The following is a 25,045-nucleotide window of genomic DNA, read 5'->3' on the forward strand; positions in this document are numbered from 1 at the left end:
AATCCCATGATCCGTCAGACCAAGATCGTCGCCACCCTGGGCCCGGCCACCAGCGACCGCCAGTCGCTCGCGGCCATCATCGCCGCCGGGGTGAACGTGGTCCGCATGAATCTCTCCCACGGCGACCACGATGAGCACCGCACTCGGGTCAGCGTGCTGCGCGAGGCCGCGGGCGCCGCCGACCGCGTCGTCGGCGTGCTCTGCGACCTGCAGGGCCCGAAGATCCGCATCGAGCGCTTCCAGGGGGGCACGGTCAATCTCGACAATGGCCAGGCGTTCTTCCTTGACCCCTCACACCCGGCCGACGCGGGCACTGCCGAGGGCGTCGGCGTCGCCTATCAGGGCCTGCCCGACGACGTCGCCCCCGACGACATCCTGCTGCTCGCCGACGGGCTCATCCGTCTGCGCGTGGAGCGCATCGAGGGCAAGCGTATCCATACCCGGGTCGAGACCGGCGGCGAGCTCTCCGACCGCAAGGGCATCAACCGTCTCGGCGGCGGCCTCTCCGTACGCGCCCTGACCGACAAGGACCGCGCCGACATCCGCCTGGCGGCGGAGCTGGAGGCCGACTACCTGGCCGTCTCCTTCCCGCGGGACGCGGCCGACATCGAGGAGGCCCGGGAGCTGCTGCGCGCCGCCGGCGGCCATGCCGGAATCGTCGCCAAGATCGAGCGCCACGAGGCGGTGGCGGCGCTGCCGGAGATCATGGAGGCCGCGGATGCGGTGATGATCGCCCGCGGCGATCTGGCCGTGGAGATCGGCGATGCCGAGCTGCCCGGTGTCCAGAAGCGCATCATGCGCCTCGCCCGCGAGCGGGACTGCGTGGTGATCACCGCCACCCAGATGATGCAGTCCATGGTGGACAACCCCATGCCCACTCGAGCCGAGGTGCTGGACGTGGCCAATGCGGTCCTGGACGGTACCGACGCGGTCATGCTCTCGGAGGAGACCGCCGTCGGCCACTATCCGGCGGAGACCGTGGCCGCCATGGCCCGGGTCTGCGTCGGCGCCGAGGCCTATGCGGACGAGACGCGCCCGACCATCCCCTCGCTGCAGGAGCCGCGCTTCCAGCGCATCGACGAGACCATCGCCAAGACCGCCATCGCCGCCGCCAACAGCCTGGGCGTCGCCGCCATCGCCGCGATGACCGAGTCCGGCGCCACGGTGATGTGGATGTCCCGCATCGGCACGGATATCCCCGTCTACGCCCTCTCCGAGCAGCCCCGCACCCGCACCAAGGTCACCCTCTACCGCGGCGTGCACCCCATCAGCTTCGACCCCACCATGCGCGACCACGACACCGTCACCCAGGAGGCCATCGCCGAGCTCACCCGCCGCGGCGCCGTCCACGACGGTGATCTGGTGCTGATCACCAAGGGCGATCTCGCCGGGGTGCGTGGGGGGACGAACGAGATGAAGATCGTTCGCGCGGGGGACGTCTAGGGTTTCTGTGACGGTTGGGGGCCGGCGCGGCGTCGCGACTTCGGGCGCGCGTTCGACGCGCGAGTTTCAAGTTCAAAGTTCAAGGTTCAAAGTTCGGCCGTCCGGTGGCTGGTGGCTGCCGATACAGGGGCAGTAGGTCGGCAAGCGCGCAGCGCTCGCCGACAGCCGCGCGCAACGCGGCAATGGAAATGCGCCTGCCGGCGCGTCGGGTACCGCCTGCGGCGGTTCCCGACCTACGTCATCTTTGAACTCGAAACTCCGCGAAGCGGAGCGCCGGCTATGGGGCCTCGCCGCATAGCCGACGCTCCGCCTCGCGGTACTTGTCGGCCGTACGCGCCACGATCTCCTCGGGTAGATGCGGGGCCGGCGGGGTCTTGTCCCAGTCCAGGGTCTCCAGGTAGTCGCGGACGTACTGCTTGTCGAAGCTCGGCGGGGAGCTGCCCGGCTGCCACGCGTCGGCGGGCCAGAAGCGGCTGGAGTCCGGGGTCAGGGCCTCGTCGATCCACACCAGGCGGCCCTCCGGGTCGTGGCCGAACTCGAACTTGGTGTCGGCGATGAGGATGCCCCGGTCCCGGGCATGGGCTGCAGCCTCGGTGTAGATCGCCAGGGTCAGCCGGCGGATGGCCTCTGCCGTCTCCCGGCCCACGGCCGCCACCACCGCCTCGAAGCTCACGTTCTCGTCGTGATCGCCCGCTGCCGCCTTGGTGGAGGGGGTGAAGATCGGCTCCGGCAGGCGGTCGGCCTGGCGCAGGCCCGGGGGCAGCGCGATGCCGCAGACCGCGCCGGTAGCCTGGTAGTCCTTCCAGCCCGAGCCAATCAGGTAGCCCCGGGCAATCGCCTCCACCGGCAGCGGGGTCAGCCGTCGCACCAGCATGGCGCGGTCCTCGACCTGGGCGCGCTCCGCCGGGTCCTCGAGTACCGCCTCAATCGGGGTGTCCAGGAGGTGGGTGGCAACATGGTGCCCGAGCCGGCCGAACCAGAAGCGCGAGAGCCGGGTCAGGACGGCGCCCTTGCCTGGAATGGGGTCGGGCAGGATCACGTCGAAGGCGGAGAGCCGGTCGGTTGCCACCACCAGCAGGCGATCGTCGTCGACGGCGTAGACGTCACGCACCTTGCCCCGCTGCAGCAGGGGCAGGCTGGTCAGCTCGCTGCGAAACAGGCGCTCGGGGGTCGCTGGCATGGGCTCCTCGAGGGGTTAGCATACGGCGCGGCTCGGGGGCGATATCATAGCAGTGCCGCCCGCAGGCAGGCGCGGGCGAGGACGGAGGCGCAGGCATGGCAAGCGTACCTGATATGGAAGACTCCCTGCCGGCACGGCGCCGCAAGCGCCAGCGGGCGCTGCTCGCCCGGCTCTCACGCATCGAGGGTCAGCTACGCGGCGTGCGGCGCATGATCGACGAGGACAGCGAGTGCGAGGCGGTCGCCCAGCAGCTGGCGGCCTCGCGCAAGGCCCTGGATCGCGCCTTCTACGAGATGATCGCCTGCGCCATGGAGGTAGAGGCCCTGCCGGAGGACAGCAGCGAGGAGACCCGGGAGCGCCTCGAGGCGCTTACCCGGCTGCTCGCCCGCTACGGCTGATCCGCTGCCGTCTGGCGTTTCGGTTTTCACGTTGCCTGTGTGCAGGCGGCTCGGCGCCGGGCCACGGCGCCGCAACGTGTCACGTCAGCCGGCCGGCGGCCGCATTGCCCACCGCCATCGCCACCACGAAGCCAACGACCTCCGGGAGGCCGGAGGCGAGCGCCGCAAGGGCCGGGCCCGGACAGAGACCCGCGATGCCCCAGCCGACGCCGAACAGCATCGCGCCGGCCACGAGCCGGGCGTCCACGTCCTGCCGGGTGGGCAGCTGAAACCGGCCGCCAAGCCAGGGCTGTTGGCGGCGCGGGAGCCAGCGGAAGGCGGGAAGCGTCACCGCCAGCGCCCCGGCCATCACGAACGCCAGCGTCGGATCCCACTCCCCCGCGACGTCGAGGAAGCCAAGCACCCGGGCCGGGTCAACCATGCGCGAGACGGCGAGACCCAGGCCGAAGACGAGCCCGGCAAGGCCGGCGAGCAGCACGGGAGCGAGCCGGCGCGGGGTCATGCTCCCTCCCCGATGACGTGCCGGATCAGGAACACCGTGGCGGCGGCGGTAAGCATGAAGATCACGGTCGCCACCAGGGACCGGGGCGAGAGCCGTGCGAGGCCGCAGACGCCGTGGCCGCTGGTGCAACCGCTCCCGAGGCGGGTGCCGAAGCCAACGATGGCGCCGGCGACCAGCATTCCGGGCCAGCCCGTCTGCAGGTGCACCTCGGGGAGCTCGCCGCGCAGCCAGGCCCAGAGAACAAAGCCGGCGGGCAGACCCAGCAGGAAGGCGAGCCGCCAGGGTGTATCGGCATCGGGCCGGCCAAGCGCACCGCCAAGGATGCCGCTGATGCCCGCGATGCGGCCGAGACCGCCGAGCAGCAGCAGGCTGGCCAGGCCGATCAGCACGCCGCCGGCCAGGGCGGAAACCGGGTCGAAGGGCGCCATGGGCAGTCCTCAATATACGGGTAGGGGTATATTAGGCTGTGCCCATCCGCTTGCCAAGCGGTGTCGGGTTTCCTTACGCCGACGCCTGCTTGATCAGCTGGAACGCCTCCAGCGCCTCCTCGCGGCTGCGCTTGAGATCCACCACCGGGCGTGGGTAGTGCTCGTCGAGGCGCAGGCCCGCCGCGCGCAGGGCGCTGGCCGGTGCCTGCCAGGGGGCGTGCCGATGCTGGGCCGGCAGGCCCGCCAGCTCCGGGATCCAGCGCGCCACGTACTCGCCATCCGGATCGAAGCGCTCGCCCTGGCGCACCGGGTTGAACACCCGGAAATAGGGCGCTGCATCGGCGCCGCTGCCCGCCACCCACTGCCAGCCCAGGCTGTTGCTGGCGAGGTCGGCGTCCACGAGGGTATCCCAGAACCAGCGCTCGCCCTGCTGCCAGGGCAGGCGCAGATTCTTCACCAGCAGCGAGCCCGTCACCATGCGCACGCGGTTGTGCATCCAGCCGGTGGCCCAGAGCTCGCGCATGCCGGCATCCACCATGGGCAGGCCGGTCTCGCCGCGTTCCCAGGCGTGACGCAGGCGACCGTCGTCCTCGCGCCAGGGAAAGCGCGAAAAGCGCGGATTGAGGGGTTCGTCCGGGAAGCCCGGATGATGGAACAGCACGTGATAGGCGAACTCGCGCCAGCCGACTTCGGCCAGGAAGGCCTCGGCGCCGGCGGTGAGGCTGCCTGCGCCGTCCCGCGCCAGGCGCCGCTGGACCGCATGCCAGACCTGGCGCGGGCCGATCTCGCCGAAGTGCAGATGCGGCGAGAGGCGCGAGGTCGCAGGCTGCGCCGGCAGATCACGCCCCTCGTCGTAGCTGGCCAGGCCGTCGTCGAGGAAGGCCGCGAGCCGTGCCTCGGCCCCCGCGCTGCCCGGCTGCCAGTGCCCTTCGAGCTTGCGGTCCCAGCGGATGGCGGGCAGCAGCCCCATGGCGTCCAGTGGCTCGCCCTCCGGCAGACCGCCGGCGGGCGCCGCCAGCTGCGTGGGGGCAGGCGCCGGGGCGGGCGGCTCCTCGCGGCGCCGGCAGGCCTTCCAGAACGGCGTGAAGGCGCGGTAGTCCCCGCCGGTACCGGTCTGCACCGTCCACGGCTCGTGCAGCAGGGCGGCGTTGTGGCTGTGGACCTCCAGCCCCGCGCGTCGCAGCTCAGCCTTGATCTCGCGGTCGCGGGCGATGATGGCCGGCTCGTAGAGCCGGTTCCAGTGCACGGCGTCGGCGCCGGTCTCCCGGATCAGGCGGGTCAGCGCCTGCAGGCTCGGGCCCCGCCGAAGCACCAGATCAAGCCCAAGCTCGCGGAGCTCCCCGGCCAGCGCCGCCAGGCTCTGGTGCAGCCACCAGTCGCTGGCCGCACCCGGCGCCCAGGCGCCGAGCTCCTCCGGCGCGTGGACGTAGACAGGAACGATTGGGCGGTTGCCTGCGCAGGCGGCCTGCAGCGCCGGGTTGTCCGCCAGGCGCAGATCACGCCGGAACCAGACAATGGCGGCAGTCACGGCCGGCCGAGGGCCTGATAGATCTGGGCGAGACTCTGGCTGACACCCCCGGCGAGGGCCACGGCGCCGGCGGCGCGGACCGCCTCGCCGTGGCGCTCGGCGACGCGGCCGCCGACGCACACCGGGCAGTCCACCCCGGCCACCAGCGCGGGCAGGGCGCGCTGGAGCGTGTCCGCGTCCGGGTCGCTGCTGCCGAAGAGGACGATGGCCCGCGCTGCCGCCTTCTCCGCCGCCGGCTGCAGGGGCGCAAGCGGCATGTTGGCGCCCAGCAGCACCATGCGGTAGCCCTGGGTCAGCGCGGCCAGGGCGAACAGCAGCAGCTCCACCTCGCAGGCCTCTCCCGGCAGCCCGGCCGCCATCAGCCGTGGCCCGCGGCCCGGAATGCCGTAGTGATGATGCAGGCGCGCACCGAGCTTGTTGCGCATGTAGGCGCTGAAAAAGTGCGCCTCCGCCGGGCCCACGGCCTCGCGTGCCCAGCGCGGGCGCAGCTGCTCCAGCAGCGGCAGGACCAGCAGCCGGCTGACCAGGTCCACCGGATACAACGAGAGCGCCTCGTTGTAGGTGGCGTTGAGCGCGTCCTCGTCAAAGCGCTCGATGGCGCGGGTCATGCGCGCCCGGAAGTCGCTCCAGGGGTCCTCGCTGTGGCTGCGGGAGGCGGCCGGCTCCGGGGCGCCGGCACTGTCGATGAGGCGGCGGGCCTGGCCGATGGGGATGCCCTGCTGCAGGAGCTCGAGGATACGGTGGATGCGCTCGATGTCAGCGTCGGTGTAGAGCCGGTGGCCCTTGGGCGTGCGCTGCGGCCGGACGAGACCGTAGCGACGCTCCCAGGCCCGCAGGGTGACCGGGTTGACGCCGGTGAGGGTGGACACCGTGCGGATGGGGTAGAGGCCGTCTCCTTCAGGCATCGCGTCAGGGCTGCTGAGCGATACTCGATCGTCCTGCGCTTGGGAGTCTTGCATGGCGGCTCCAGCGGGGCCTCTATCTGGACGGGTGAGTATAAGATAGGATCGTACAAGATTTGTATCAATTCTGACAGGCACGCCCCATGCACGACAGCGCCCGCACCGACGGCCGGATCGCCTTCATCAGCGGTGCGAGTGCCGGAATCGGCCGCGCACTGGCCGAGCGCCTGGCCCGTGATGGCTGGCAGGTGGTCATCTCCTCGCGCCGCGCCGAGGCACTGGAGGCGATCCGGGAGGCCAATCCGCAGCTCGCCCCACGGCTGCATCCGCGGGTCATGGACGTCACCGATGCCGCCGCCTGCGCCGCCGTCTTCGCCGAGGTGGAATCGAGCCTCGGCGAGGTGGATACCCTGATCCTGAATGCCGGCGACTACGACCCGATGCGCCTGGACGACTTCGATCCGGCGCTCTTTCGCCGGCTGGCCGAGGTCAACTACCTGGGCGCGGTCAATGGCGTGGCTGCTGCCCTCGGGCCCATGCGCCGCCGGGGCCGCGGCCAGATCCTCGTGACCGCGAGCCTCTCGGCCTACCGCGGGCTGCCACGGGCGGCGCCCTACGGCGCGAGCAAGGCCGCGGTGCTGAACATGGCCGAGGCCCTGCGCCCGGAGCTGGAGGGCACCGGGGTCGCGCTGCGGGTCATCAACCCGGGATTTGTCCGCACCCGCCTCACGGACAAGAACGACTTCCGCATGCCGCAGCTCATCACCCCGGAGCAGGCGGCGGACTACATCGCCCGCGAGCTCGACGGACGCGGCTTCGAGATCATGTTCCCCAAGCGCTTCGGCTGGACGCTGAAGCTGCTGCGGCTGCTGCCCTACCGGCTCTACTTCGCGCTCACCCGGCGCATGGTGGGCAGATGACGCCGCTCGAGGCGTATTGCGAGTTCTTCGCCGGGCTGCAGCGGGCGGACCTCGAACGCCTCGATGCCGTGTTTACCGAGGACGCCCGCTTCCGCGACCCGTTCAACGATGTCCGCGGCCGGAACGCGGTGCGCGCCGTGTTCGAGCACATGTTCGCGGTCTGTGCGGAGGCGCGCTTCGAGGTCCTGGAGGCGGTGCCCGATGGGCGCAGCGGCTACATCCGCTGGCGCTTCCACTTCCGCCTGGCCCGGGACCGGGCACCGCGCCGGCCGGTGGAAGGGGTCTCGCGCGTGGCTTTCGCCGACGACGGGCGGGTGCAGGAGCATATCGACTACTGGGATGCGGCCGGCGAGCTCTACACCCAATTCCCCGTGCTGGGCGGGCTCATGCGCTGGCTGCGCCGGCGGCTGGCAGCGCCGCAGACCTCTCTGCCGGTTCGGTACTGATTTCCGGACTTCGGACTAACCGCAAAGACGCGAAGGGCGCGAAGTCGCGGAGAGTGGATCCTGATTGCTTCGCTGCCACCCCGCCTCGAACCGGGCACCGCCGTCGAATCGCCAACGGCGCCGCGGAGTCATCGCAGGTCGCCTGCGTCATCCGCTCAGGATGGCGTTTCTGCCGCCTCCAGACCGTGCACCCGCTCGCGGGTACTGGCGTGGGCGGCGCGGTCGTGGGGGAAGTTCCACACCAGCGCCGTCGCCGCCAGCTTGAACAGGATCGGCAGGCCGCCGTAGAAGAGCGCGAGCGCCAGCGTCCCCTCGCCGTTGGCCGGCTGGGTGGCGTCGAAGCCGAACCACTCCAGGGCCGGGAAGGCCACGCCGACGGCGAGTGCCAGGGCGAGCTTGGTGGCGACGTTCCAGATGCCGAAGTACAGGCCGGTGCGCCGGCCGCCGCCGCGGGCGGTGTCGACGTCCACCAGATCCGCCTGAATCGCCGCCGGCAGTGCCATGTCCACGGCAACGCTGACCCCGGACAGCACGCAGATGGCCAGGAACAGCCAGGTGTCTCCCGCACCGAGGAACGGCACCCAGGCGAAGACCAGGCAGTTCCAGAGCATGGACACGGCCCAGGCCCGGTGCTTGCCCACGCGGCGCGAGAACCACAGCCACGCCGGCAGCGCCGCGACGCCGGCGATGAAGTAGGCGAGCAGTAGCACCCCGGTCCAGTCCCGGGCGGCCAGCACATGGGCGACGAACAGGGTGAACAGCGCCGCCGGCAGGCCGTTGGCCATGCCGTTCATGACGTAGGCCGACACCAGGCGCAGGAACGGCCGGTTGTCCCGAAGCAGCGCCCAGCCGGCGTGCCAGCCCACCGGATGGCTCGTGAACCGGTGCTCCGGCACCCGGGACAGCGTCAGCACCACGGCAAGCGGAAGGCAGATCGCCAGCACCCAGGCAAGCCCCGCCAGGGTCGCGGCGTCGGCCCGCCCGGCGCCGATCAGCGCCGGCCAGGCCACCGCCAGCAGGGTGCCGGCGATCATGAAGCCCTCCCGGCTCGCGGTGAGGCTGGCGCGCTCGTCGTAGTCCTCGGAGAGCTCGGCGCCCCAGGCGGTGTACGGCAGGGACATCAGCGTCCAGCCCAGGTAGGCGGCGAGGCCCCAGCCGAGCAGGTAGACCAGGGTCACGTCCTCGGGTGGGCGGAACAGCGCCCAGGCGCTGACCAGCAGCAGCGGCGTGCCCGCGGCGATCAGTGGGCGACGGCGGCCCCAGCGGGTCTGCAGGCGGTCGCCAAGGCTGCCGATCAGCGGGTCGGTGACCACATCCCACAGCCGGGCCACCAGCAGCGCCACGCCCACGGCGCCGAGACCCAGGGTCTCGCTGTAGAAGCCTGGCAGGAAGACGTACATGGGAATGCCCATCACCGCCAGCGGCAGGGCGGGCAGGCCGTACAGCAGTACGGTGCTGCGGGCCAGCGTCCCGTTTCGCAATTTCCTGCTCACGCCGAGGCCCGCAGCGACACGCGGAGCAGGCAGGCACTTGCGAACCGGGGCACCAGGCTCACGGGCGTCGCAGCAGGATGCGGCTGACGTCTATGGTGCCGGTGCGGAAGCCGGCGTAGCAGTAGGCGAGGTAGTAGCGCCAGAGGTTGACGAAGCGCTCGTCGAAGCCGAGGCGGTAGACCTCCGGCAGCACCCGCGTGAAGTTGGCGTCCCACAGCAGCAGGGTCTTCGCGTAATGCTGGCCGAGGCCCGTGAACTCGGTGACCTCGAAGCCGGCCTGGTGGCACTCGGCGCGCAGCCGATCCGGGCTCGGCAGCATGCCGCCGGGGAAGATGTAGCGCTGGATGAAATCGGGGCTGCGCCGGTACTCCTCGAAGCGGTCGGCGGCGATGGTGATGCCATGCAGTCCGATGCGACCGCCCGGGCGCACCCGCTCATGGAGCATCCGGAAATAGGCCGGCCAGTACTCCTCGCCCACGGCCTCCAGCATCTCGATGGAGGCGGCGTGGTCGAAGCGCCCGCTGACGTCGCGGTAGTCCTGCAGGCGCAGCTCGATGCGGTCCGCGAGACCCTGCTCGGCAACGGCCCGGCGGGCCCAGGAGAGCTGCTCGCTGGAGAGCGTCAGGCCGGTTACCCGGGCGCCGCGGCGTGCGGCCTCGATGGCAAAGCCGCCCCAGCCGCAGCCGATCTCGAGGATATGCTCGCCCGGCTGAACCGCCATGGCGTCCAGCAGGGCGCGGTACTTGTGGCGCTGCGCCTCCGCCAGGGGCTGGTCCGGCGTCTCGAACACCGCGGCGGAGTAGGTCATGGTCTCGTCGAGCCAGAGGCGGTAGAAGTCGTTGCCGAGGTCGTAGTGGGCGCTGATGTTGCGGCGGCTGCCCCGCGGGGTGTTGCGCCGCACCCAGTGGCGCGCGGCGAGCCACGCCCGATGGGTGCGGGAGGGCTCCATGCGGCGCTGGAAGGCATCCTCGTTGCGCAGCATCAGCTCCAGCAGATGCGCCGTGTCGGGGCTGCTCCAGTCGCCGGCCATGTAGCTCTCGGCAAACCCCACCGAGCCGCGGGCGAGCACCCGGGCGACCAGCCGCAGCGGCCTGTGCAGCCGCAGCTCGCCGTGCGGGCCGGGCTCCGGGCCCTGGATCAGGAACGGCTCGCCGTCGGCGAGCTGGCCGGTCATGCGCCCGCGGCGCAGGCGCGCGAGCCAGGCAAGCAGGATGCGCGCGCCCAACGGCAGCGGCGAAGGGAGGTCGACGACAGCGTCCCGAGTGGGATTCATCGGCTGATCTCCGTGGCCGGCGGTGCGGGCTTGCGGTGAAAACGCCCGCCCCGCAACCAGATTTTCAGCGCCTGCCAGTGAATGGCGGCGATTACCTTGAGGGTCATGAGCGGCACGGCCAGTGCCGCCCACAGCAGGCCGGCGTCCCCCGCCGGCCGCTCGCTCCCGAACTGGACCGCGATCAGGGCGGGGTGTTCCGGGTCGGCATCGTCGTGCCAGTTGACGGTGGCCGAGTAGCGCTCGCCGGGGGCGCTGAAGCGGAAGCGGTAATGGCCCTCGCGGGGCAGGAAGGGCGAGACATGGAACCGCTTCGGCGCCTGGTCGCGCAGGTGCTCGGGCAGCGGCGCGCCGCCGTCGTGCAGCAGGTAGCCATGCCACTCGCCGAAGGTGTTGCGCACCTCGCAGAGCACCGCGCGCAGGCGCCCGTCGGCATGCCGGCAGAACCACACCGAGAGCGGGTTGAACACGTAGCCCAGCACCCGCGGGTAACAGAGCAGCTCGACCCGGCCGCCGGCGAGGTCGACGCCGGCCTCGGCCAGCTGCGCGTCGATCCACGGGCGCAGCGGGGAGCCGTCCTTCGGCCCGTGGTCGCGGTCGTGGAGCGCGAGCAGGTTGAAGCGGTTGTGGCTGAACAGCCGTCTCGTCGCCGCAGCCTCGTCGAGCCGGTCGATGTCGGCGAGCAGGCTGAACACGCGGTAGCGGAAGCGGTAGCAGGGCGGCCGGCGCCGCTCGTGGATGAGCGTGCCGCGATAGAGCCGCAGGGCGGCGCCGGGCGCGCTCATGATACCGCCGGGGCCCCGACCGTCGGCGTGGCGGCCGCTGCCGGGGCCGGCGCCGCGACGCCGTGCCAGGGTGCCGGCGCGCCGAGCTGCTCGGCGACCTGCACGGCACTGGCGAAGGCGTCCTCGTGGAAGCCGTAGCCGTGATAGCTGCCGCAATACCAGATGCGGTCCCGGCCCTGGATCACCGGCAGCAGGCGCTGGGCGCGCATGGCCTCGCGGTCGAACACAGGGTGCGCGTATCCCTCGCGACGGATCACCGTATCCGCCGCAGGCGGATCGAGCGGGTTCAGGGTCACCAGGACGTCGGTCGCCGTCGGCAGGTTCTGCAGCCGGTTCATCCAGTAGGTCACGGACACGGGGCGAGTGCCGTCCGCGGCCTGCCGGGTGAGGTGATTCCAGGACGACCACACTGACCGCCGCCGCGGCATCAGCCGCCGGTCGGTGTGCAGCCAGGCGTCGTTATGCTGATAGCCGAAGGCGCCGAGCACGGTGCGCTCCCAGAATGAGGGCTGCTCCAGCATCGCCAGCGCCTCGTCCGCATGGGCGCCGATCACCACCTCGTCGAACCGCCCGAGCTCGCCCGCGTCGCCGTACAGCCGCACCCCGTCGCCCCCGTCCGCGCGCACCACCTGGCGAACCGGCGTGCCCGTCACCACAGTCTGGATGCCGGCCTGCAGCCTTGTCAGGTACTCGCGCCCGCCGCCGCTGACGGTGCGCCACTGGGGCCGGTCGCGCAACCGGATCAGGCCATGATTGTGGAAGAAGCGCAGGAACGACTGCGCCGGAAAGCGCAGCATGACGTCCTGCGGGCAGGACCAGATGGCGGCGCTCATGGGCAGCAGATAGTACCGCCGGAAGGCGGCGCCGAGGCCGAGCTCGTCCAGCAGCTCGCCCAGGGCGAGATCCTCCGGCAGCCCCACGGTGAGCCGGCGCCCGGCCTCGCCGTTGAAGCGCAGGATGTCCCGCACCATGCGCCAGAAGCGCGGCCGCAGCAGGTTGCGGCGCTGCGCGAACAGCCCCGCAAGCCCGCTGCCTGAGTATTCCAGGTCAAGATCCGTCGCCGCGAACGCGAACGACATGTCCGACTCCTGGGTGGCCACGCCGAGGTGGCTGAACAGCGCCGTGAGCTGCGGATAGTTGGGCTCGTTGTAGACGATGAAGCCGGTGTCCACCGGCACCTCGCCCTCCGGAAGGTGGCAGATCACGGTATTCGTGTGCCCACCGAGCCGGCCCCGGCCTTCGAACAGAGTCACGTCGTGCTGGCGTGCCAGCAGCCAGGCGGCGCCGGTGCCGGCCACGCCTCCCCCAACGACGGCAATGCGTCGACGCTGCATGCGGAATCCCCTGGTGCAATAGCTATACGATAATTGTACAGCCGTCATTGCTCGTCAAGCGGCGGCGTTGCCGCGGACGATTGGTCCGGGCACGGGCCCGGCGTATCCTGTGCCGCAGGCCCCGCAATGGACAGATACCGCCGTGAGCCACTCGGACCGCGAATTCGTTCCGCTCAGTCTTGCCATCCTCACCATCTCGGACACCCGCACCGCGGCCGATGACCGTTCCGGCGACACTCTGGCCGAAGCGGCCGCCGAGGCCGGTCATCGGGTCGCCGAGCGACGGATCGTACGCGATGACCGCTATGCCATAAGGGCTGCGATCTCGGAGTGGGTTCTGGATGCACGGACGCACGCCATCATCACCACCGGCGGGACCGGGTTCACCGATCGCGACGTCACCCCGGAGGCGGTGCGGCCGCTGTTCGACCGCGAGATTCCCGGCTTCGGCGAGCTCTTCCGTCAGCTCTCCCACGGCGAGATCGGTACCTCCATGCTCCAGTCCAGGGTGCTCGCCGGGATCGCCAATCACACGCTGATTGCCTGCCTGCCCGGCTCCCCCGGGGCCTGCCGCAGCGGCTGGCGCGGCATTCTCGCCGACCAGCTGGACGTGCGCCATCGGCCCTGCAATCTCGCCGAGCTGGTGCTGCTGGTCTGAGCCATGGTGGTCTCCCGGCGCCGGCCGCGCGGGGAGACGCGGCGGGAGATCCTGGCGCTGGCGGCGCGACTGCTGCAGACCCGGGGCTACCACGGCTTCAGTTTCCACCACCTCGCGGAGGGGCTGGGGGTGCGCACGCCCGCCGTGCACTACCACTTTCCCACCAAGGCGGATCTTGCCGCCGCCGTCCTGCGCCGCTTCCGCGACGATTTCGCCTGGTGGCGCGAGCAGCCGACGCTGCGCGCACTGCCCGCCCACGCCCAGATGGAGGCCTTCCTGGACCTGGAGGCGCGCTACGTCGCCGAGGGCAAGGTCTGCCCGCTGGGCATGGCCGGGGTGGAGTTCGCCTCGCTGCCGCCCGCGGCCTGCCGCGAGGCGCAGGCGCTGATGCACGAGCTGCGGGACTGGCTCGCGGCGCGGCTCGCCGCCGCCCGGGAGCAGGGCCAGTGCACCTTCGCCGGCAGCGCCGAGGACACGGCCCTGGCGGTGATGGCGGCGGCCCAGGGCGGCCTGCAACTGGCGCGCCTGAACGGCGCTGATGACTTCGCCGCAGTGCGCCGCGCGCTGCGTACTGCCCTGGGCGGCGATCCGTCGGCCCCCTGAGAACTGACCGTACAGCCACGAAAATTAGTATAGTTCGCGACCCAACCCGCGCCCGGATGCAAGCATGCTGGACCCCGTCATCGCCCCCTCGATCCTTGCCGCCGACTTCGCCCGCCTGGGCGAGGAAGTGGACGCCGTGCTGGCCGCCGGAGCCGACTGGGTCCATTTCGACGTCATGGACAACCACTACGTCCCGAACCTGAGCTTCGGCCCGGTGGTCTGCCAGGCGCTGCGGCGGCACGGCGTGACCGCGCCCATCGACGTCCACCTCATGGTGAAGCCGGTGGACCGCATCGTGCCTGAGTTCGCCGCTGCCGGCGCCGATCTCGTCAGCTTCCACCCCGAGGCGAGCGAGCATGTCGACCGCACCCTGCAGCTCATCCGCGACCAGGGCTGCCGCAGCGGGCTCGTGTTCAACCCGGCGACGCCGCTGGACTGCCTGCGCTACGTGATGGACAAGGTGGATCTGGTGCTGATCATGTCCGTGAACCCAGGCTTCGGCGGCCAGGCCTTCCTGCCCTCGGCGCTGACCAAGCTGCGCGAGGCGCGACGGATGATCGCCGACAGCGGCCGCGAGATCCGCCTCGAGGTGGACGGCGGCGTCAAGGTGGACAACCTCGCCGAAGTGGCCGCGGCGGGCGCCGACACCTTCGTCGCCGGCTCGGCGATCTTCGGCGAGGCCGACTATGCCGAGGTGATCGCCCGCATGCGCGCCGAGCTCGCGGGGGTGGCGGCATGATCCGGCCCGCGGCGGTGCTCTTCGACCTCGACGGCACGCTGGTGGACAGCGCCCCCGATCTCGCCACCGCGGTCAATCGCACCCTGGCCGAGCTCGGCCACGCCCCCGTGGTGGAGGACACGGTCCGGGTGTGGATCGGCAACGGCGCCCGGACGCTGATGGCCCGGGCCCTCGCCGGCCGGCGCGAGTTGGTGGAAGAACCGCCCGGGCTGGAGGCGGCGCTGGAGCGGTTCTTCCAGCACTACCGGGACTGCCTGGTGGACCGCAGCCGGCCCTATCCCGGGGTGCGGACGGGGCTCGACACCCTGCGCGGGCTGGGGCTGCCGCTGGGCGTGGTGACCAACAAGCCGGAGCGCTTTACGGCGCCGCTGCTGGAGGCGCTCGACCTGGCGGAATACTTCCGGGTGCTGGTGGGTGGCGACACCCTGCCGGTGAAGAAGCCCGACCCGGCGCCGCTGGAGCATGCCGCGCGGGCACTCGCGGTGCCGGTGGCGGACTGCCTGCTGGTGGGCGACTCGCGGGCCGATCTCGACGCCGCGCTGGCGGCGGGCATGCCGATGGTGCGCGTGCCCTATGGGTATCCCGGCGGGGATGCTACATTTGAGGACCATCCGGAGCTGGAGGTCGCCAGCGTCGATCAGCTGGCGGCCCGGATCGAGGCGGAGCACACCCATGGCGGAGCCGGTCACCGGACAGCCTGAGATCCCAGGGCGCGCGGCCAGCGCGCGATGGCGGCGCTGAGCGTCTGCATCCTCGTCCCGTTGACCCCTGGCTGCCGGAAGTGACCATGGATCCGACCACATTCGCCGAGCTCGCGCGTGCGGGCTACACCCGCATCCCCCTGGTACGCGAGGTCCTCGCAGACCTCGATACCCCCCTGTCCACCTATCTCAAGCTCGCCGAGGGGCCGGGCAGCTACCTGTTCGAGTCCGTGCAGGGCGGCGAGAAGTGGGGGCGCTATTCCATCATCGGCCTGCCCTGCCGGCTGCAGTACCGCATCCACGGCCACCGGGTGGAGACCCGCGTGGACGGCGAAGTGGTGGCCGCGGAGACCGTGGACGACCCGCTGGCCTGGGTGGAGTCCCGGCACGCCGAGGTGCATGCCGCGCCGGCCACGGACCTGCCGGCGCTGCCGCGCTTCCTGGGCGGGCTGGTGGGCTACTTCGGCTACGACACCGTGCGCTACATCGAGCCGCGGCTGGGCGAGTGCCCCAATCCCGACCCCCTCGGCGTGCCCGACATCCTGCTCATGGACTCCGAGGAGGTGCTGGTCTTCGACAACCTCGCGGGGCGCCTGTACCTGGTGGTCAACGTCGAGGCGGCCGAGGGCGAGGCGGCCCTGGAGCGCGGCCATGCCCGGCTCGAGGCCCTCGGCCAGCGCCTGCGCGTCGAGGCCCTGCGCTACGGCCGGCCCAGCCCGCCGCGCACCGTGGCGGAGGAGGACTTCACCTCGAGCTTCAGCCAGCCGGACTACGAGGCCACCGTGGAGCGCATCCGCCGCTACATCGTCGATGGCGACTGCATGCAGGTGGTGCCCTCGCGGCGCATGACCGCGCCCTACAGCGGCCGGCCGCTGGATCTGTACCGGGCGCTGCGCTGCACCAACCCCTCGCCGTACATGTTCTTCCTCGACTTCGGCGACTTCCAGGTGGTGGGCTCTTCGCCGGAGATCCTGGCCCGGCTCGAGGCCGGCGAGGTCACCCTGAGGCCCATCGCCGGTACCCGCCGGCGCGGGCGCAGCGAGGACGAGGACCGCGCCCTGGAGGCGGAGCTGCTGGCGGACCCGAAGGAGCTCGCCGAGCACCTGATGCTCATCGACCTCGGCCGCAACGACGTCGGCCGGGTGAGCGAGACGGGCACGGTGCGGGTCACCGACCGCATGACCATCGAGCGCTACAGCCATGTCATGCACATCGTCTCCAACGTCACCGGCCGGCTGCGGGCGGGGCTCGGTCCGATGGACGTGCTGCGGGCGACCTTCCCCGCGGGCACCCTTTCCGGGGCGCCCAAGATCCGTGCCCTGGAGATCATCGACGAGGTGGAGCCGGTCAAGCGCGGGGTCTATGCCGGGGCGATTGGCTACCTCTCCTGGTCCGGCAACATGGACACCGCCATCGCCATCCGCACCGCGGTGATCAAGAACGGCGAGGTGCACGTGCAGGCCGGCGGCGGCATCGTCCACGACTCCGACCCGGCGGCGGAGTGGGAGGAGACGGTGAACAAGGGCCGCGCCCTGTTCCGGGCGGTGGCGATGGCCGAGGCCGGACTGGATAGCGGTTGAGCGGCGCTCGCGCGGAGGCAGCCATGCTGTTGATGATCGACAACTACGACTCCTTCACCTACAACCTCGTCCAGTACCTGGGCGAGCTCGGGGCCGAGGTGGCCGTGCGGCGCAACGACGCCATCGGCATCGAGGAGATCGAGCGCCTCGCCCCGGCGCGTATCGTCATCTCGCCGGGGCCCTGCACCCCCAACGAGGCCGGCGTCTCGCTGGCGGTGGTGGAGCGCTTCGCGGGGCGTATCCCGCTGCTCGGCGTCTGCCTCGGCCACCAGGCCATCGGCCAGGCCTTCGGCGCGCGGGTGGTGCACGCAGGGCAGGTCATGCACGGCAAGACTTCCTGGGTGCATCACCGCGGCGAAGGCGTCTTCCGCGGGCTGCCGCAGCCCATGGAGGCAACCCGCTACCACTCCCTGGTGCTCGCGCCGGACAGCCTGCCGGACTGCCTCGAGGTCACCGCCTGGACCGAGCATGCCGATGGCACGCTGGAGGAGATCATGGGCGTACGCCACCGCAGCCTCGACGTCGAGGGCGTGCAGTTCCATCCGGAGTCCATTCTCACGGCGGCGGGCCACGACCTGCTGCGCAACTTTCTCGAGCGGCCGGCGGCGGCCGCCTGAGCACGGCGAGGCGGGAGGAGCATCACTCATGGAGATGCGGGAGGCGATCCGCGCGGTCATGGAGCGCGAGGATCTCGACCACGAGGCGATGACCGGCGTCATGCGCCGGATCATGACCGGCGAGGCGACGCCGGCGCAGATCGGCGGCTTCCTCGTCGGCCTGGCCATGAAGGGCGAGACCGTCACCGAGATCGCCGCGGCGGCCGCCGTGATGCGCGAGCTCGCCACCCGCGTCGACGTGCCCACCGAGCATCTGGTGGACACCTGCGGCACCGGCGGTGACGCCCGCGGCACCTTCAACATCTCCACGGCCACGGCCTTCGTGGTCGCTGCCGCCGGTGGCCGCGTGGCGAAGCACGGCAACCGCTCCGTCTCCAGCGCATCCGGCAGCGCCGACGTGCTCGAGGCCGCCGGCGCGAATATCGATCTGGCCCCGGCGCAGGTGGCGGCCTGCGTCCAGCGCACCGGGGTCGGTTTCCTGTTCGCCCCACGCCATCATTCGGCCATGCGTCACGCCGTCGGCCCCCGCCGGGAGATGGGGGTGCGGACGCTGTTCAACCTGCTCGGGCCGCTCACCAATCCCGCCGGGGCCCCGAATCAGCTCATGGGCGTGTTCGCCGGGCACTGGGTGCGCCCGCTTGCCGAGGTGCTGCAGACCCTCGGCAGTGAGCGGGTGATGGTGGTGCACTCGGAGGACGGGCTCGATGAGATCAGCGTCGGCGCGCCGACCCATGTGGCCGAGCTGCGGGACGGCACGGTCCGCGAGTACCGCATCCGCCCGGAGGATTTCGGCCTCGCCACTGCCGATCTCGGCCCGCTGCGGGTGGACTCCGCCGAGCGCAGCCTCGAGATCATCCGCGCGGTCTACGACGGCATCCCCGGTCCGGCCGCGGACATGCTGGCGCTGAACGCCGGGGCGGCGATCCACGTCGCCGGCCTGGTGGACGACCTCGGCACCGGCGTGGCCCGCGCGCGGGAGGCCCTGGCCGACGGCAGCGCCCGCGACGCCCTGGAGCGATTCGTACGCACCACCCGGGAACTGGCCGCGGAGGCATCATGAGCGACGGCACCCCCGATATCCTGCGCCGCATCCTGCAGCGCAAGGCGGAGATCGTCGCCGAGCGCAGCGAGCAGATCGGCCTGCGGGCGTTCAGCACCCGCGTCGAGCAGGCGCCGCCGGTGCGCGGCTTCCGCGCCGCCCTGGAGGCGCGGATCGGCGCCGGCGACGCCGCCGTGATCGCCGAGGTGAAAAAGGCCTCCCCCAGCAAGGGCGTGCTGCGGGAGGCCTTCGACCCCGCCGCCATCGCCCGCAGCTACGAGGCCGCCGGCGCCGCCTGTCTTTCGGTGCTCACCGACGAGGACTTCTTCCAGGGCCGCGACGAGGACCTGCAGCTCGCCCGCGGCGCCTGCGGCCTGCCGGTGCTGCGCAAGGACTTCATCATCGATGCCTATCAGGTCTACGAGGCCCGTGCACTGGGAGCGGACTGCATCCTGCTGATCGTCGCCGCCCTCGGCGACGCCACCCTGAAGGAGCTGCACCTCCTCGGCCAGGAGCTCGGCATGGACGTGCTGGTTGAGGTCCACGACGCCGAGGAGCTCGACCGGGCGCTCGCCATCGGCGCGGAGCTCATCGGCATCAACAACCGCGATCTGCGCACCTTCGAGACCGACATCGATACCACCCTGCGCCTGCGCGAGCGCCTCCCGGAAGAGGCCCTCGTGGTCACCGAAAGCGGCATCCACACCGCGGAGGAGGTCGCCCACCTCCGCCGGCACGGGGTACACGCGTTTCTGGTGGGGGAGGCGTTCATGCGGGAACCGGACCCGGGCCGCAAGCTGGCGGAGCTCTTCGGCTAACGCCGTCGAGCTCCGCCAGCTTGCGGCCCGGGTCCGGAGTTCAAAGTTCAAGGTTCAAAGTTCAAAGACCGCAAGAGCGAGCGTCGGGGCACTGGCTAGCTCGCTCGGTCTTTGAACTTTGAACTTGCAACTTTGAACTATGGTGATTTTCAACGCGTGTTGAAAATCACCATCGTCTTGCCACTCACCGAGATCAGCCCCTGCTCCTCCAGGTCCTTCAGCACCCGGCCCACCATCTCGCGGGAGCAGCCGACGATGCGGCCGAGCTCCTGACGGGTGATGCGGATCTGCATGCCATCCGGGTGGGTCATGGCGTCGGGCTCGGCGGCGAGGTCGAGCAGGGTGCGGGCAATGCGGCCGGTGACATCCAGGAAGGCGAGGTCGCGCACCTTCATGCTGGTCTTGCGGAGGCGGTCGGCCATCTGGCCGGCCAGGTGGAAGAGGATCTGCGGGTCGTCGTTGGCGATCTGGCGGAAGCGGTTGTAGCTTATCTCGGCCAGCTCACAGTGCGTCCGGGTGCGGATCCAGGCACTGCGGGTGGTGCTCTGGCCGAACAGCCCCATCTCGCCGAAGAAGTCGCCGGCGTTGAGATAGGCAAGCACCAGCTCGTGGCCGCTCTCGTCGTCCATGAGCACGCTCACCGACCCCTCGATGATGAAATAGAGGGCATCGGATTGGTCGCCGGCATAGATGACCACCGTCTTCGGCGGGTAGCGGCGCCGATGGCAGTGCCTGAGCAGGTGGTCCATGGGGGGCTTGTTCAGCAAATCCTTGGCCGCCTGTACCATTTTTATGTCCTTGTGTGCCGTTGCCGCGGCTGTGTCGCTTATTCGTAGTACACCCCCGCGGCGACCGCAACCATCTTTTTCGAATCGAGAAACGCGCCGTTTCCCGGGGCGTGCCAGTGACGATATACTACCCGGCTTTTCATTCAAAGCGCGTGGCCGGCAGGCGCGTGTGCAGGAGGCAGCATAAGGTGAAGGCGAGTATCCGCTGGCTCGACGGGATGGCCTTCGAGGGCCGCACCGGCAGTGGCCACAGCGTGACGGTGGACGGGCCGCCGGACCTCGGCGGGCGCGACCGCGGGCCGCGGCCGATGGAGCTGCTGCTGCTCGGCGTCGGCACCTGCTCGGCGGTGGACGTGGTGCACATCCTTCAGCGCGGGCGCCATCCGGTGAGCGACTGCGAGGTGGACGTCGCCGCCGAGCGCCGGGACGAGCCGCCCAAGGTGTTCACGCATATCCATCTGCACTTCCGCGTCAGCGGCAGCGGGCTCAAGCCGGAGGCCGTGGCGCGGGCGGTACGGCTGTCCGCGGAGAAGTACTGCTCGGCCTCGATCATGCTGGGGCAGGCCGCGGAGATCACTCACGACCACGAGGTCGTGGAGGTCTGAAGCCATCCCTTGGGTGGCCGGACCGTCACGGGAGGTAGCGAGCGTTGGCGCAGTCGGAACGGGTGAAGCTCTACGGCTTCAACAATCTCACGAAGTCGCTCAGCTTCAACATCTACGACATCTGCTACGCCAACACGGCGGCGCAGAGGCGCGACTACATCGAATACATCGACGAGGTCTACAACGCCGAGCGGCTGACCCAGATCCTCACCGGCGTCGCCGAGATCATCGGCGCCACGGTGCTGAACGTCGCCCGCGAGGACTACGATCCCCAGGGCGCAAGCGTGACCATTCTGATCGCCGAGCAGGATGACGGCACCGGCATCGAGGAGACCTACGTCACCGCGCCGGCCTCGCCGGGGCCGCTGCCGGAGACCGTGCTGGCGCATCTCGACAAGAGCCACATCACGGTGCACACCTACCCGGAGAGCCACCCGCATCGCGGCGTGAGCACCTTTCGGGCGGACATCGACGTCTCCACCTGCGGGCTGATCTCGCCGCTGAAGGCGCTCAACTACCTGATCCACTCCTTCGACTCGGACATCGTCACGATGGACTACCGGGTGCGCGGCTTCACCCGGGACGTCGAGGGCCGCAAGCACTTCATCGATCACGAGATCACCTCGATCCAGAACTACCTGGCCGAGGACACCCTGGCGCGCTATCACACCATCGACGTCAACATGCTTCAGGAGAACATCTTCCACACGAAGATGATGCTCAAGGACTGGGACGTGGACGACTACCTCTTCGGCGAGTCCGCGAGCGACCTTCCGGACGAGGAGCGCGACCACATCCGCGAGGTGCTGCGCCACGAGATGCTGGAGATCTTCTCCGGGCGCAACCTCGCCCTCAGCGCCGGGCAGTGATGCTGCGCCCCGGCGCCTTGTCTGGCGTCGGGGCTTTGTGTAGTATCCCGCCTCTTGATCGGGAGCGACGGCTTCGGAGAGCTTTTCCCAATGAGGACCTTCAGCGCCAAACCGGCGGACGTGCAGCGCGACTGGTACGTGGTGGATGCCACCGACAAGACACTCGGTCGGCTCGCCTCGGAGATCGCCTTCCGCCTGCGCGGCAAGCACAAGGCCGAGTTCACGCCCCACGTGGACACCGGTGACTACATCGTCGTGGTGAACGCCGAGCGCGTGGCCTTGACCGGCCGCAAGGCCTCGCAGAAGACCTACCACCGGTTTACCGGCTATGTGGGCCACATGAAGAGCATCACCTTCGACAAGCTCATCACGAGCCACCCGGAGCGGGCCATCGAGCACGCCGTGCGGGGCATGCTGCCGAAGAACCGCCTCGGGCGGCAGATGATCAAGAAGCTCAAGGTCTACAGCGGCCCCGAGCACAACCATCACGCCCAGCAGCCGCAGGCGCTGGAGATCTGATCCCGCCTGAGAGACGGAACAAGACATGGCAACCGAGCAGTATTACGGAACCGGCCGCCGCAAGACCTCCTCCGCGCGGGTCTACCTGCGCCCGGGGCAGGGACAGATCACCGTCAACGGGCGGCCGCTGGATCAGTACTTCGGGCGCGAGACCGCCCGCATGGTGGTGCGCCAGCCCCTGGAGCTCACCGAGACTACCGACAAGCTGGACGTCAATGTTACGGTCTTTGGCGGTGGTTCGAGCGGTCAGGCCGGCGCCATCCGCCACGGCATCACCCGGGCGCTGGTCCAGTACGACGAGGACATGAAGAGCGGCCTCCGCCGCGCCGGCCTCGTCACCCGCGACGCCCGCATGGTGGAGCGCAAGAAGATCGGCCTGCACAAGGCGCGCCGGGCCACCCAGTTCTCCAAGCGCTGATCACGGTTCATTGGGGGATCGTCTAGCGGTAGGACAGCGGACTCTGACTCCGTTAACCCAGGTTCGAATCCTGGTCCCCCAGCCAACATGAAAAAGGCCCGCCACCGAGCGGGCCTTTTTCATGTTGGCTGGGGCACCCGCCCGGCGATCGATCCGCTCACCCGGGTGCGCCGGCGCTCAGCGCGGCAACGTCATCTTCGCTTGTCTATACTCCCGGCGTTTGCCGCCAGGGATGTGCTTAAGGCCTGTGCCTACCCGGGCCTGCACGGGCAGACGCGGGCCCGAACTCCTGGCGGCATCTCACCTGCATTGAGGACCTCCAGAACAAAAAACAGAGGTAATACCCATGACAGCTCGCACCCTGCCATTGGCCACGATCCTGCTGCTCGCCCTGTTTCTTGCTGCCTGCGCGACCACCTCGGGAACCCAGGTTTCGGACGACGACCTTGGGCAGATCACGAAAGGGGAGACGACCTACTCCGAAGTCATCGAGCGCCTCGGCGAGCCGGACTCGACGAAGACCACCGGTGAAGGCCGCATGATCGCGTACAACTACTCCGAGGCGCGCCCTGGCCTGCTGAGCTACGTGCCGTACGCCTCCGCCCTGAGCAAGACCGACACCGAGTACCGTGTCGTTTACATCTTCTTCGATGACAGCGACGTTGTTCGCGAGGTGCAGGTGGAAGACGGCGGCAGCGAGAGCGGGACGTCGCTTTAGCCCGGTATTCGCGCTGCCTTGCCCGGCGGGCGGTTCAGCGCGCCAATCGAGGAGTGCGGGTCGGGCGTCGTTCAGGCCCCTGCTGCTCGGCGCGGACGGGCTTATCCGCCTTCACGGGTCGGAGAAGACCTTGGCTCGAGACGCGGAGCCGCTGGAGCATCCCCTGCACGTAGCAGCCGCGGGCGACCCGCGGGCGGATGGGCTGTTCCTTCCGCCTGATGCCGCCGGTACCTCGCGCCAGGGTGGTCGGATCAGCTAGTCTGAACCTCGCGCAGAAGAGGAGGTGCCGATGCAGGTGGAGCTCTACGGGGTGTTGCGCGAGGCCGCCGGGCAGAGCCGGGTGGAGATCGGCCTCTCCGGGCCCGTGCGGGTCGCCGAGGTGCTGGAGGCGCTGACCGAGAGCGTGCCCGCGATCGCCCCGCATCTGCCGCGCGTGGCCTGCGCGGTGGGGGACGAGATGGTCGGTCGGGACGACGAGCTCGCCGGCGACCGGCCGCTGGTCCTGCTGCCGCCGGTGAGCGGCGGCTGACGTCCATGCACGAGATCGACGCGGCGCTCGCGCTTTGCAGTGAGCGGGTGGGTGCACTCGCGCCGGTCGCCCAGTCCCTGGAATCGGCTCTGGGTCGGGTCCTTGCGGAGCCGGCCAGCAGCGTGCTGGATCTGCCTCCGTTCGCCCAGAGTGGGCTGGACGGCTACGCCGTGCGGGCGGCCGATACCGAGGCGGCGCCCTCGAGCCTTGCCCTGGCCGGCGAGGTGCCGGCGGGCGCCGTGGCGACGGAGCGCCTGCCGGCGAACGGCGCAGTACGCGTATTCACCGGGGCCATGGTGCCCCCCGGGGCGGATGCGGTGGTGGCCCAGGAACGGGTGCGGGCCGAGCCGGGCCGTATCCATCTGGCAGCGCCGGTGGCTGCCGGCGACGGGTTGCGGAACCGCGGCGAGGAGCTTGCCGCCGGCGCGATCGTCTGCCCGCCCGGCCAGCGCCTGCATGCCGCGCGCCTGGCCGCCCTCGCCGCCGCTGGCGTTGAGCGTGTCATGGTGCGCCCGGCGCCGCGGGTGGCGGTGCTGGTGACCGGTGACGAGGTCCAGCCCGGCGCCGGCGAAACGGCCCCCGGCCGTATCCGCGACGCCAACGGCCCCCTGCTGCGCGGCTGGCTCTCGGAACGCGGCTACCCGGTCGAGATACACCATGTGGCCGACCGCCTGGAGGCCGTTCGCGCGCACCTGGAGCAGGCGCTCGCCGAGGCCGACGTCGTGGTCACCACCGGCGGCGTCTCCGTCGGCGATTACGACCTCGTCATGCAGGCCGCGGCCGACCAGGGCGTGGAGACGGTGTTCTGGCGGGTGCGGCAGAAGCCCGGCAAGCCGCTCTACCTCGGGCTGGCGCCGAACGGCGTGCCGCTGCTCGGCCTGCCCGGCAATCCGGCGGCGGTGCTGGCCGGGGCGTCGGTATTCCTGCGCCGGCTGCTGGACCTGCGCGAGGGGCTGGCGGTGCCGGGCCCCGAGCTCCTCGGCGGCGTCGCAGCCCATCCGGTGCGCCGGGACGGTGTCCGCGACGGCTGGCTGCGGGCCCGCCGCGAGGCGGCGGAGGGGACGGTGCGGCTGCACGTCCTCGATCGTCAGGCCTCCCACATGCTGAGCAACCTCGGCGAGGCGGACGCCCTGGTCCGCGTGCCCGCAGGCGAGACGCCGCTGCCCGCCGGCGCCACGGTCCAGTGGCTGCCCCTGGACTGAGCCGCGCTCCCGC

At 70.6% G+C, this 25,045-nt stretch carries 29 protein-coding genes and 1 tRNA gene; 20 read left to right on the plus strand and 10 right to left on the minus strand.

Annotated elements, in window-relative coordinates; all coding sequences use genetic code 11:
* Positions 1–9: 9 nt before the first annotated feature.
* Positions 10–1,443 carry a pyruvate kinase gene (gene pyk, locus LMH63_RS01840; RefSeq protein ID WP_109680090.1) on the plus strand — a complete coding sequence of 478 codons (1,434 nt, stop codon included), beginning with the start codon at positions 10–12 and terminating at the stop codon, positions 1,441–1,443.
* A gap of 277 nt (positions 1,444–1,720) precedes the next feature.
* Here the strand turns inward: pyk and LMH63_RS01845 are convergent, their stop codons facing one another.
* Positions 1,721–2,623 (minus strand): phosphoribosylaminoimidazolesuccinocarboxamide synthase, encoded by a 903-nt coding sequence (locus tag LMH63_RS01845; RefSeq protein ID WP_109680084.1) that lies wholly within the window; start codon positions 2,621–2,623, stop codon positions 1,721–1,723.
* Between the two features lie 95 nt (positions 2,624–2,718).
* Between LMH63_RS01845 and LMH63_RS01850 the strand changes: the two genes are divergently transcribed.
* On the plus strand, positions 2,719–3,021 hold the full coding sequence (locus LMH63_RS01850; protein ID WP_229332693.1) for a metal-sensitive transcriptional regulator: 303 nt from the start codon (positions 2,719–2,721) through the stop codon (positions 3,019–3,021).
* Positions 3,022–3,100: 79 nt separating this feature from the next.
* Here LMH63_RS01850 and LMH63_RS01855 read toward each other — a convergent pair whose 3' ends face one another.
* From LMH63_RS01855 to LMH63_RS01870, 4 genes are all read right to left on the minus strand, one after another.
* Positions 3,101–3,523, minus strand: coding sequence for a DUF6691 family protein (locus tag LMH63_RS01855; protein ID WP_109680082.1), 423 nt, complete (start codon positions 3,521–3,523; stop codon positions 3,101–3,103).
* Positions 3,520–3,951, minus strand: a complete 432-nt coding sequence (locus LMH63_RS01860) for a YeeE/YedE family protein (protein WP_199225751.1) — start codon at positions 3,949–3,951, stop codon at positions 3,520–3,522. The genes LMH63_RS01855 and LMH63_RS01860 overlap by 4 nt, the downstream gene beginning before the upstream one ends.
* 73 nt (positions 3,952–4,024) lie before the next feature.
* Positions 4,025–5,479, minus strand: coding sequence for a cryptochrome/photolyase family protein (locus tag LMH63_RS01865; RefSeq protein ID WP_109680080.1), 1,455 nt, complete (start codon positions 5,477–5,479; stop codon positions 4,025–4,027).
* The gene (locus LMH63_RS01870; protein WP_158280473.1) at positions 5,476–6,384 is read right to left on the minus strand and encodes a MerR family transcriptional regulator; all 909 of its coding nucleotides are present in this window, start codon (positions 6,382–6,384) and stop codon (positions 5,476–5,478) included. Before LMH63_RS01870 ends, LMH63_RS01865 begins: the two co-directional genes overlap by 4 nt.
* 140 nt (positions 6,385–6,524) lie before the next feature.
* Between LMH63_RS01870 and LMH63_RS01875 the strand changes: the two genes are divergently transcribed.
* Both LMH63_RS01875 and LMH63_RS01880 read left to right on the plus strand, forming a co-directional pair.
* Positions 6,525–7,301 carry an SDR family NAD(P)-dependent oxidoreductase gene (locus LMH63_RS01875; RefSeq protein ID WP_109680078.1) on the plus strand — a complete coding sequence of 259 codons (777 nt, stop codon included), beginning with the start codon at positions 6,525–6,527 and terminating at the stop codon, positions 7,299–7,301.
* The gene (locus LMH63_RS01880) at positions 7,298–7,747 is read left to right on the plus strand and encodes a nuclear transport factor 2 family protein (RefSeq protein WP_109680077.1); all 450 of its coding nucleotides are present in this window, start codon (positions 7,298–7,300) and stop codon (positions 7,745–7,747) included. The genes LMH63_RS01875 and LMH63_RS01880 overlap by 4 nt, the downstream gene beginning before the upstream one ends.
* 155 nt (positions 7,748–7,902) lie before the next feature.
* Here LMH63_RS01880 and LMH63_RS01885 read toward each other — a convergent pair whose 3' ends face one another.
* The 4 genes from LMH63_RS01885 to LMH63_RS01900 all read right to left on the minus strand — a co-directional run bounded on the left by LMH63_RS01885 (position 7,903) and on the right by LMH63_RS01900 (position 12,629).
* Complete coding sequence (locus LMH63_RS01885) at positions 7,903–9,159, minus strand: MFS transporter (protein ID WP_109680089.1); 1,257 nt, start codon at positions 9,157–9,159, stop codon at positions 7,903–7,905.
* 139 nt (positions 9,160–9,298) lie between these two features.
* A complete protein-coding gene (locus LMH63_RS01890; RefSeq protein ID WP_109680076.1) occupies positions 9,299–10,513 on the minus strand; it encodes an SAM-dependent methyltransferase in 1,215 nt (404 codons plus the stop codon).
* A complete protein-coding gene (locus LMH63_RS01895; protein WP_109680075.1) occupies positions 10,510–11,295 on the minus strand; it encodes a DUF1365 domain-containing protein in 786 nt (261 codons plus the stop codon). Before LMH63_RS01895 ends, LMH63_RS01890 begins: the two co-directional genes overlap by 4 nt.
* Complete coding sequence (locus tag LMH63_RS01900) at positions 11,292–12,629, minus strand: NAD(P)/FAD-dependent oxidoreductase (protein WP_109680074.1); 1,338 nt, start codon at positions 12,627–12,629, stop codon at positions 11,292–11,294. Before LMH63_RS01900 ends, LMH63_RS01895 begins: the two co-directional genes overlap by 4 nt.
* Positions 12,630–12,771: 142 nt before the next feature.
* On the opposite strand from LMH63_RS01900, the gene moaB reads away from it, so the two are divergent.
* The 8 genes from moaB (at position 12,772) to trpC (ending at position 19,384) form a co-directional block, all read left to right on the plus strand.
* Positions 12,772–13,287 (plus strand): molybdenum cofactor biosynthesis protein B, encoded by a 516-nt coding sequence (moaB, locus tag LMH63_RS01905; RefSeq protein ID WP_109680073.1) that lies wholly within the window; start codon positions 12,772–12,774, stop codon positions 13,285–13,287.
* A 3-nt stretch (positions 13,288–13,290) separates the two neighbouring features.
* A complete protein-coding gene (locus tag LMH63_RS01910) occupies positions 13,291–13,890 on the plus strand; it encodes a TetR/AcrR family transcriptional regulator (protein WP_109680072.1) in 600 nt (199 codons plus the stop codon).
* A gap of 64 nt (positions 13,891–13,954) precedes the next feature.
* Positions 13,955–14,629: a ribulose-phosphate 3-epimerase gene (rpe, locus tag LMH63_RS01915; RefSeq protein WP_109680071.1), complete on the plus strand. Its 675-nt coding sequence runs from the start codon at positions 13,955–13,957 to the stop codon at positions 14,627–14,629.
* Positions 14,626–15,330 carry a phosphoglycolate phosphatase gene (locus LMH63_RS01920; RefSeq protein ID WP_109680070.1) on the plus strand — a complete coding sequence of 235 codons (705 nt, stop codon included), beginning with the start codon at positions 14,626–14,628 and terminating at the stop codon, positions 15,328–15,330. The genes rpe and LMH63_RS01920 overlap by 4 nt, the downstream gene beginning before the upstream one ends.
* An 86-nt stretch (positions 15,331–15,416) precedes the next feature.
* Positions 15,417–16,910 carry an anthranilate synthase component I gene (gene trpE, locus LMH63_RS01925; RefSeq protein ID WP_109680069.1) on the plus strand — a complete coding sequence of 498 codons (1,494 nt, stop codon included), beginning with the start codon at positions 15,417–15,419 and terminating at the stop codon, positions 16,908–16,910.
* 23 nt (positions 16,911–16,933) lie between these two features.
* Positions 16,934–17,527 (plus strand): anthranilate synthase component II, encoded by a 594-nt coding sequence (locus LMH63_RS01930; protein WP_199225750.1) that lies wholly within the window; start codon positions 16,934–16,936, stop codon positions 17,525–17,527.
* 28 nt (positions 17,528–17,555) lie between these two features.
* Positions 17,556–18,587, plus strand: coding sequence for an anthranilate phosphoribosyltransferase (trpD, locus tag LMH63_RS01935; RefSeq protein WP_109680068.1), 1,032 nt, complete (start codon positions 17,556–17,558; stop codon positions 18,585–18,587).
* On the plus strand, positions 18,584–19,384 hold the full coding sequence (trpC, locus tag LMH63_RS01940; protein WP_109680067.1) for an indole-3-glycerol phosphate synthase TrpC: 801 nt from the start codon (positions 18,584–18,586) through the stop codon (positions 19,382–19,384). The genes trpD and trpC overlap by 4 nt, the downstream gene beginning before the upstream one ends.
* Before the next feature lie 149 nt (positions 19,385–19,533).
* Here trpC and crp read toward each other — a convergent pair whose 3' ends face one another.
* Positions 19,534–20,172, minus strand: a complete 639-nt coding sequence (gene crp, locus LMH63_RS01945) for a cAMP-activated global transcriptional regulator CRP (RefSeq protein WP_109680091.1) — start codon at positions 20,170–20,172, stop codon at positions 19,534–19,536.
* Between the two features lie 188 nt (positions 20,173–20,360).
* Between crp and LMH63_RS01950 the strand changes: the two genes are divergently transcribed.
* The 8 genes from LMH63_RS01950 to LMH63_RS01985 all read left to right on the plus strand — a co-directional run bounded on the left by LMH63_RS01950 (position 20,361) and on the right by LMH63_RS01985 (position 25,032).
* Positions 20,361–20,777, plus strand: a complete 417-nt coding sequence (locus LMH63_RS01950; protein ID WP_109680092.1) for an OsmC family protein — start codon at positions 20,361–20,363, stop codon at positions 20,775–20,777.
* Between the two features lie 44 nt (positions 20,778–20,821).
* Entirely contained in the window at positions 20,822–21,646 is an 825-nt protein-coding gene (gene speD / locus LMH63_RS01955) for an adenosylmethionine decarboxylase (RefSeq protein ID WP_109680093.1), read from the plus strand.
* A gap of 90 nt (positions 21,647–21,736) precedes the next feature.
* Positions 21,737–22,165 (plus strand): 50S ribosomal protein L13, encoded by a 429-nt coding sequence (gene rplM / locus LMH63_RS01960; protein WP_109680094.1) that lies wholly within the window; start codon positions 21,737–21,739, stop codon positions 22,163–22,165.
* Positions 22,166–22,190: 25 nt separating this feature from the next.
* Positions 22,191–22,583 (plus strand): 30S ribosomal protein S9, encoded by a 393-nt coding sequence (gene rpsI / locus LMH63_RS01965; RefSeq protein ID WP_109680095.1) that lies wholly within the window; start codon positions 22,191–22,193, stop codon positions 22,581–22,583.
* Positions 22,584–22,594: 11 nt separating this feature from the next.
* Positions 22,595–22,668: transfer RNA gene (locus tag LMH63_RS01970), tRNA-Gln, on the plus strand.
* A gap of 261 nt (positions 22,669–22,929) precedes the next feature.
* The gene (bamE, locus tag LMH63_RS01975; RefSeq protein ID WP_109680096.1) at positions 22,930–23,301 is read left to right on the plus strand and encodes an outer membrane protein assembly factor BamE domain-containing protein; all 372 of its coding nucleotides are present in this window, start codon (positions 22,930–22,932) and stop codon (positions 23,299–23,301) included.
* A gap of 289 nt (positions 23,302–23,590) precedes the next feature.
* Positions 23,591–23,830: a MoaD/ThiS family protein gene (locus tag LMH63_RS01980; protein WP_109680097.1), complete on the plus strand. Its 240-nt coding sequence runs from the start codon at positions 23,591–23,593 to the stop codon at positions 23,828–23,830.
* A 5-nt stretch (positions 23,831–23,835) separates the two neighbouring features.
* The gene (locus LMH63_RS01985) at positions 23,836–25,032 is read left to right on the plus strand and encodes a molybdopterin molybdotransferase MoeA (RefSeq protein WP_109680098.1); all 1,197 of its coding nucleotides are present in this window, start codon (positions 23,836–23,838) and stop codon (positions 25,030–25,032) included.
* The last annotated feature ends 13 nt before the right edge of the window (positions 25,033–25,045 follow it).

Source organism: Spiribacter halobius (genome assembly GCF_020883455.1).
In the GTDB taxonomy this organism is placed as follows: Bacteria; Pseudomonadota; Gammaproteobacteria; order Nitrococcales; family Nitrococcaceae; genus Sediminicurvatus; species Sediminicurvatus halobius.

Coding starts and splice junctions, on each gene's coding strand:
- LMH63_RS01845 (WP_109680084.1), bottom strand. CDS start 2,623: ATGCCAGCGACCCCCGAGCGCCTGTTTCGCAGCGAGCTGACCAGCCTG.
- LMH63_RS01850 (WP_229332693.1), top strand. CDS start 2,719: ATGGCAAGCGTACCTGATATGGAAGACTCCCTGCCGGCACGGCGCCGC.
- LMH63_RS01855 (WP_109680082.1), bottom strand. CDS start 3,523: ATGACCCCGCGCCGGCTCGCTCCCGTGCTGCTCGCCGGCCTTGCCGGG.
- LMH63_RS01860 (WP_199225751.1), bottom strand. CDS start 3,951: ATGGCGCCCTTCGACCCGGTTTCCGCCCTGGCCGGCGGCGTGCTGATC.
- LMH63_RS01870 (WP_158280473.1), bottom strand. CDS start 6,384: ATGCCTGAAGGAGACGGCCTCTACCCCATCCGCACGGTGTCCACCCTC.
- LMH63_RS01875 (WP_109680078.1), top strand. CDS start 6,525: ATGCACGACAGCGCCCGCACCGACGGCCGGATCGCCTTCATCAGCGGT.
- LMH63_RS01880 (WP_109680077.1), top strand. CDS start 7,298: ATGACGCCGCTCGAGGCGTATTGCGAGTTCTTCGCCGGGCTGCAGCGG.
- LMH63_RS01885 (WP_109680089.1), bottom strand. CDS start 9,159: ATGGGCATTCCCATGTACGTCTTCCTGCCAGGCTTCTACAGCGAGACC.
- LMH63_RS01890 (WP_109680076.1), bottom strand. CDS start 10,513: ATGAATCCCACTCGGGACGCTGTCGTCGACCTCCCTTCGCCGCTGCCG.
- LMH63_RS01895 (WP_109680075.1), bottom strand. CDS start 11,295: ATGAGCGCGCCCGGCGCCGCCCTGCGGCTCTATCGCGGCACGCTCATC.
- LMH63_RS01900 (WP_109680074.1), bottom strand. CDS start 12,629: ATGCAGCGTCGACGCATTGCCGTCGTTGGGGGAGGCGTGGCCGGCACC.
- LMH63_RS01910 (WP_109680072.1), top strand. CDS start 13,291: ATGGTGGTCTCCCGGCGCCGGCCGCGCGGGGAGACGCGGCGGGAGATC.
- rpe (WP_109680071.1), top strand. CDS start 13,955: ATGCTGGACCCCGTCATCGCCCCCTCGATCCTTGCCGCCGACTTCGCC.
- LMH63_RS01920 (WP_109680070.1), top strand. CDS start 14,626: ATGATCCGGCCCGCGGCGGTGCTCTTCGACCTCGACGGCACGCTGGTG.
- trpE (WP_109680069.1), top strand. CDS start 15,417: ATGGATCCGACCACATTCGCCGAGCTCGCGCGTGCGGGCTACACCCGC.
- LMH63_RS01930 (WP_199225750.1), top strand. CDS start 16,934: ATGCTGTTGATGATCGACAACTACGACTCCTTCACCTACAACCTCGTC.
- trpD (WP_109680068.1), top strand. CDS start 17,556: ATGGAGATGCGGGAGGCGATCCGCGCGGTCATGGAGCGCGAGGATCTC.
- trpC (WP_109680067.1), top strand. CDS start 18,584: ATGAGCGACGGCACCCCCGATATCCTGCGCCGCATCCTGCAGCGCAAG.
- crp (WP_109680091.1), bottom strand. CDS start 20,172: ATGGTACAGGCGGCCAAGGATTTGCTGAACAAGCCCCCCATGGACCAC.
- rplM (WP_109680094.1), top strand. CDS start 21,737: ATGAGGACCTTCAGCGCCAAACCGGCGGACGTGCAGCGCGACTGGTAC.
- rpsI (WP_109680095.1), top strand. CDS start 22,191: ATGGCAACCGAGCAGTATTACGGAACCGGCCGCCGCAAGACCTCCTCC.
- bamE (WP_109680096.1), top strand. CDS start 22,930: ATGACAGCTCGCACCCTGCCATTGGCCACGATCCTGCTGCTCGCCCTG.
- LMH63_RS01980 (WP_109680097.1), top strand. CDS start 23,591: ATGCAGGTGGAGCTCTACGGGGTGTTGCGCGAGGCCGCCGGGCAGAGC.
- LMH63_RS01985 (WP_109680098.1), top strand. CDS start 23,836: ATGCACGAGATCGACGCGGCGCTCGCGCTTTGCAGTGAGCGGGTGGGT.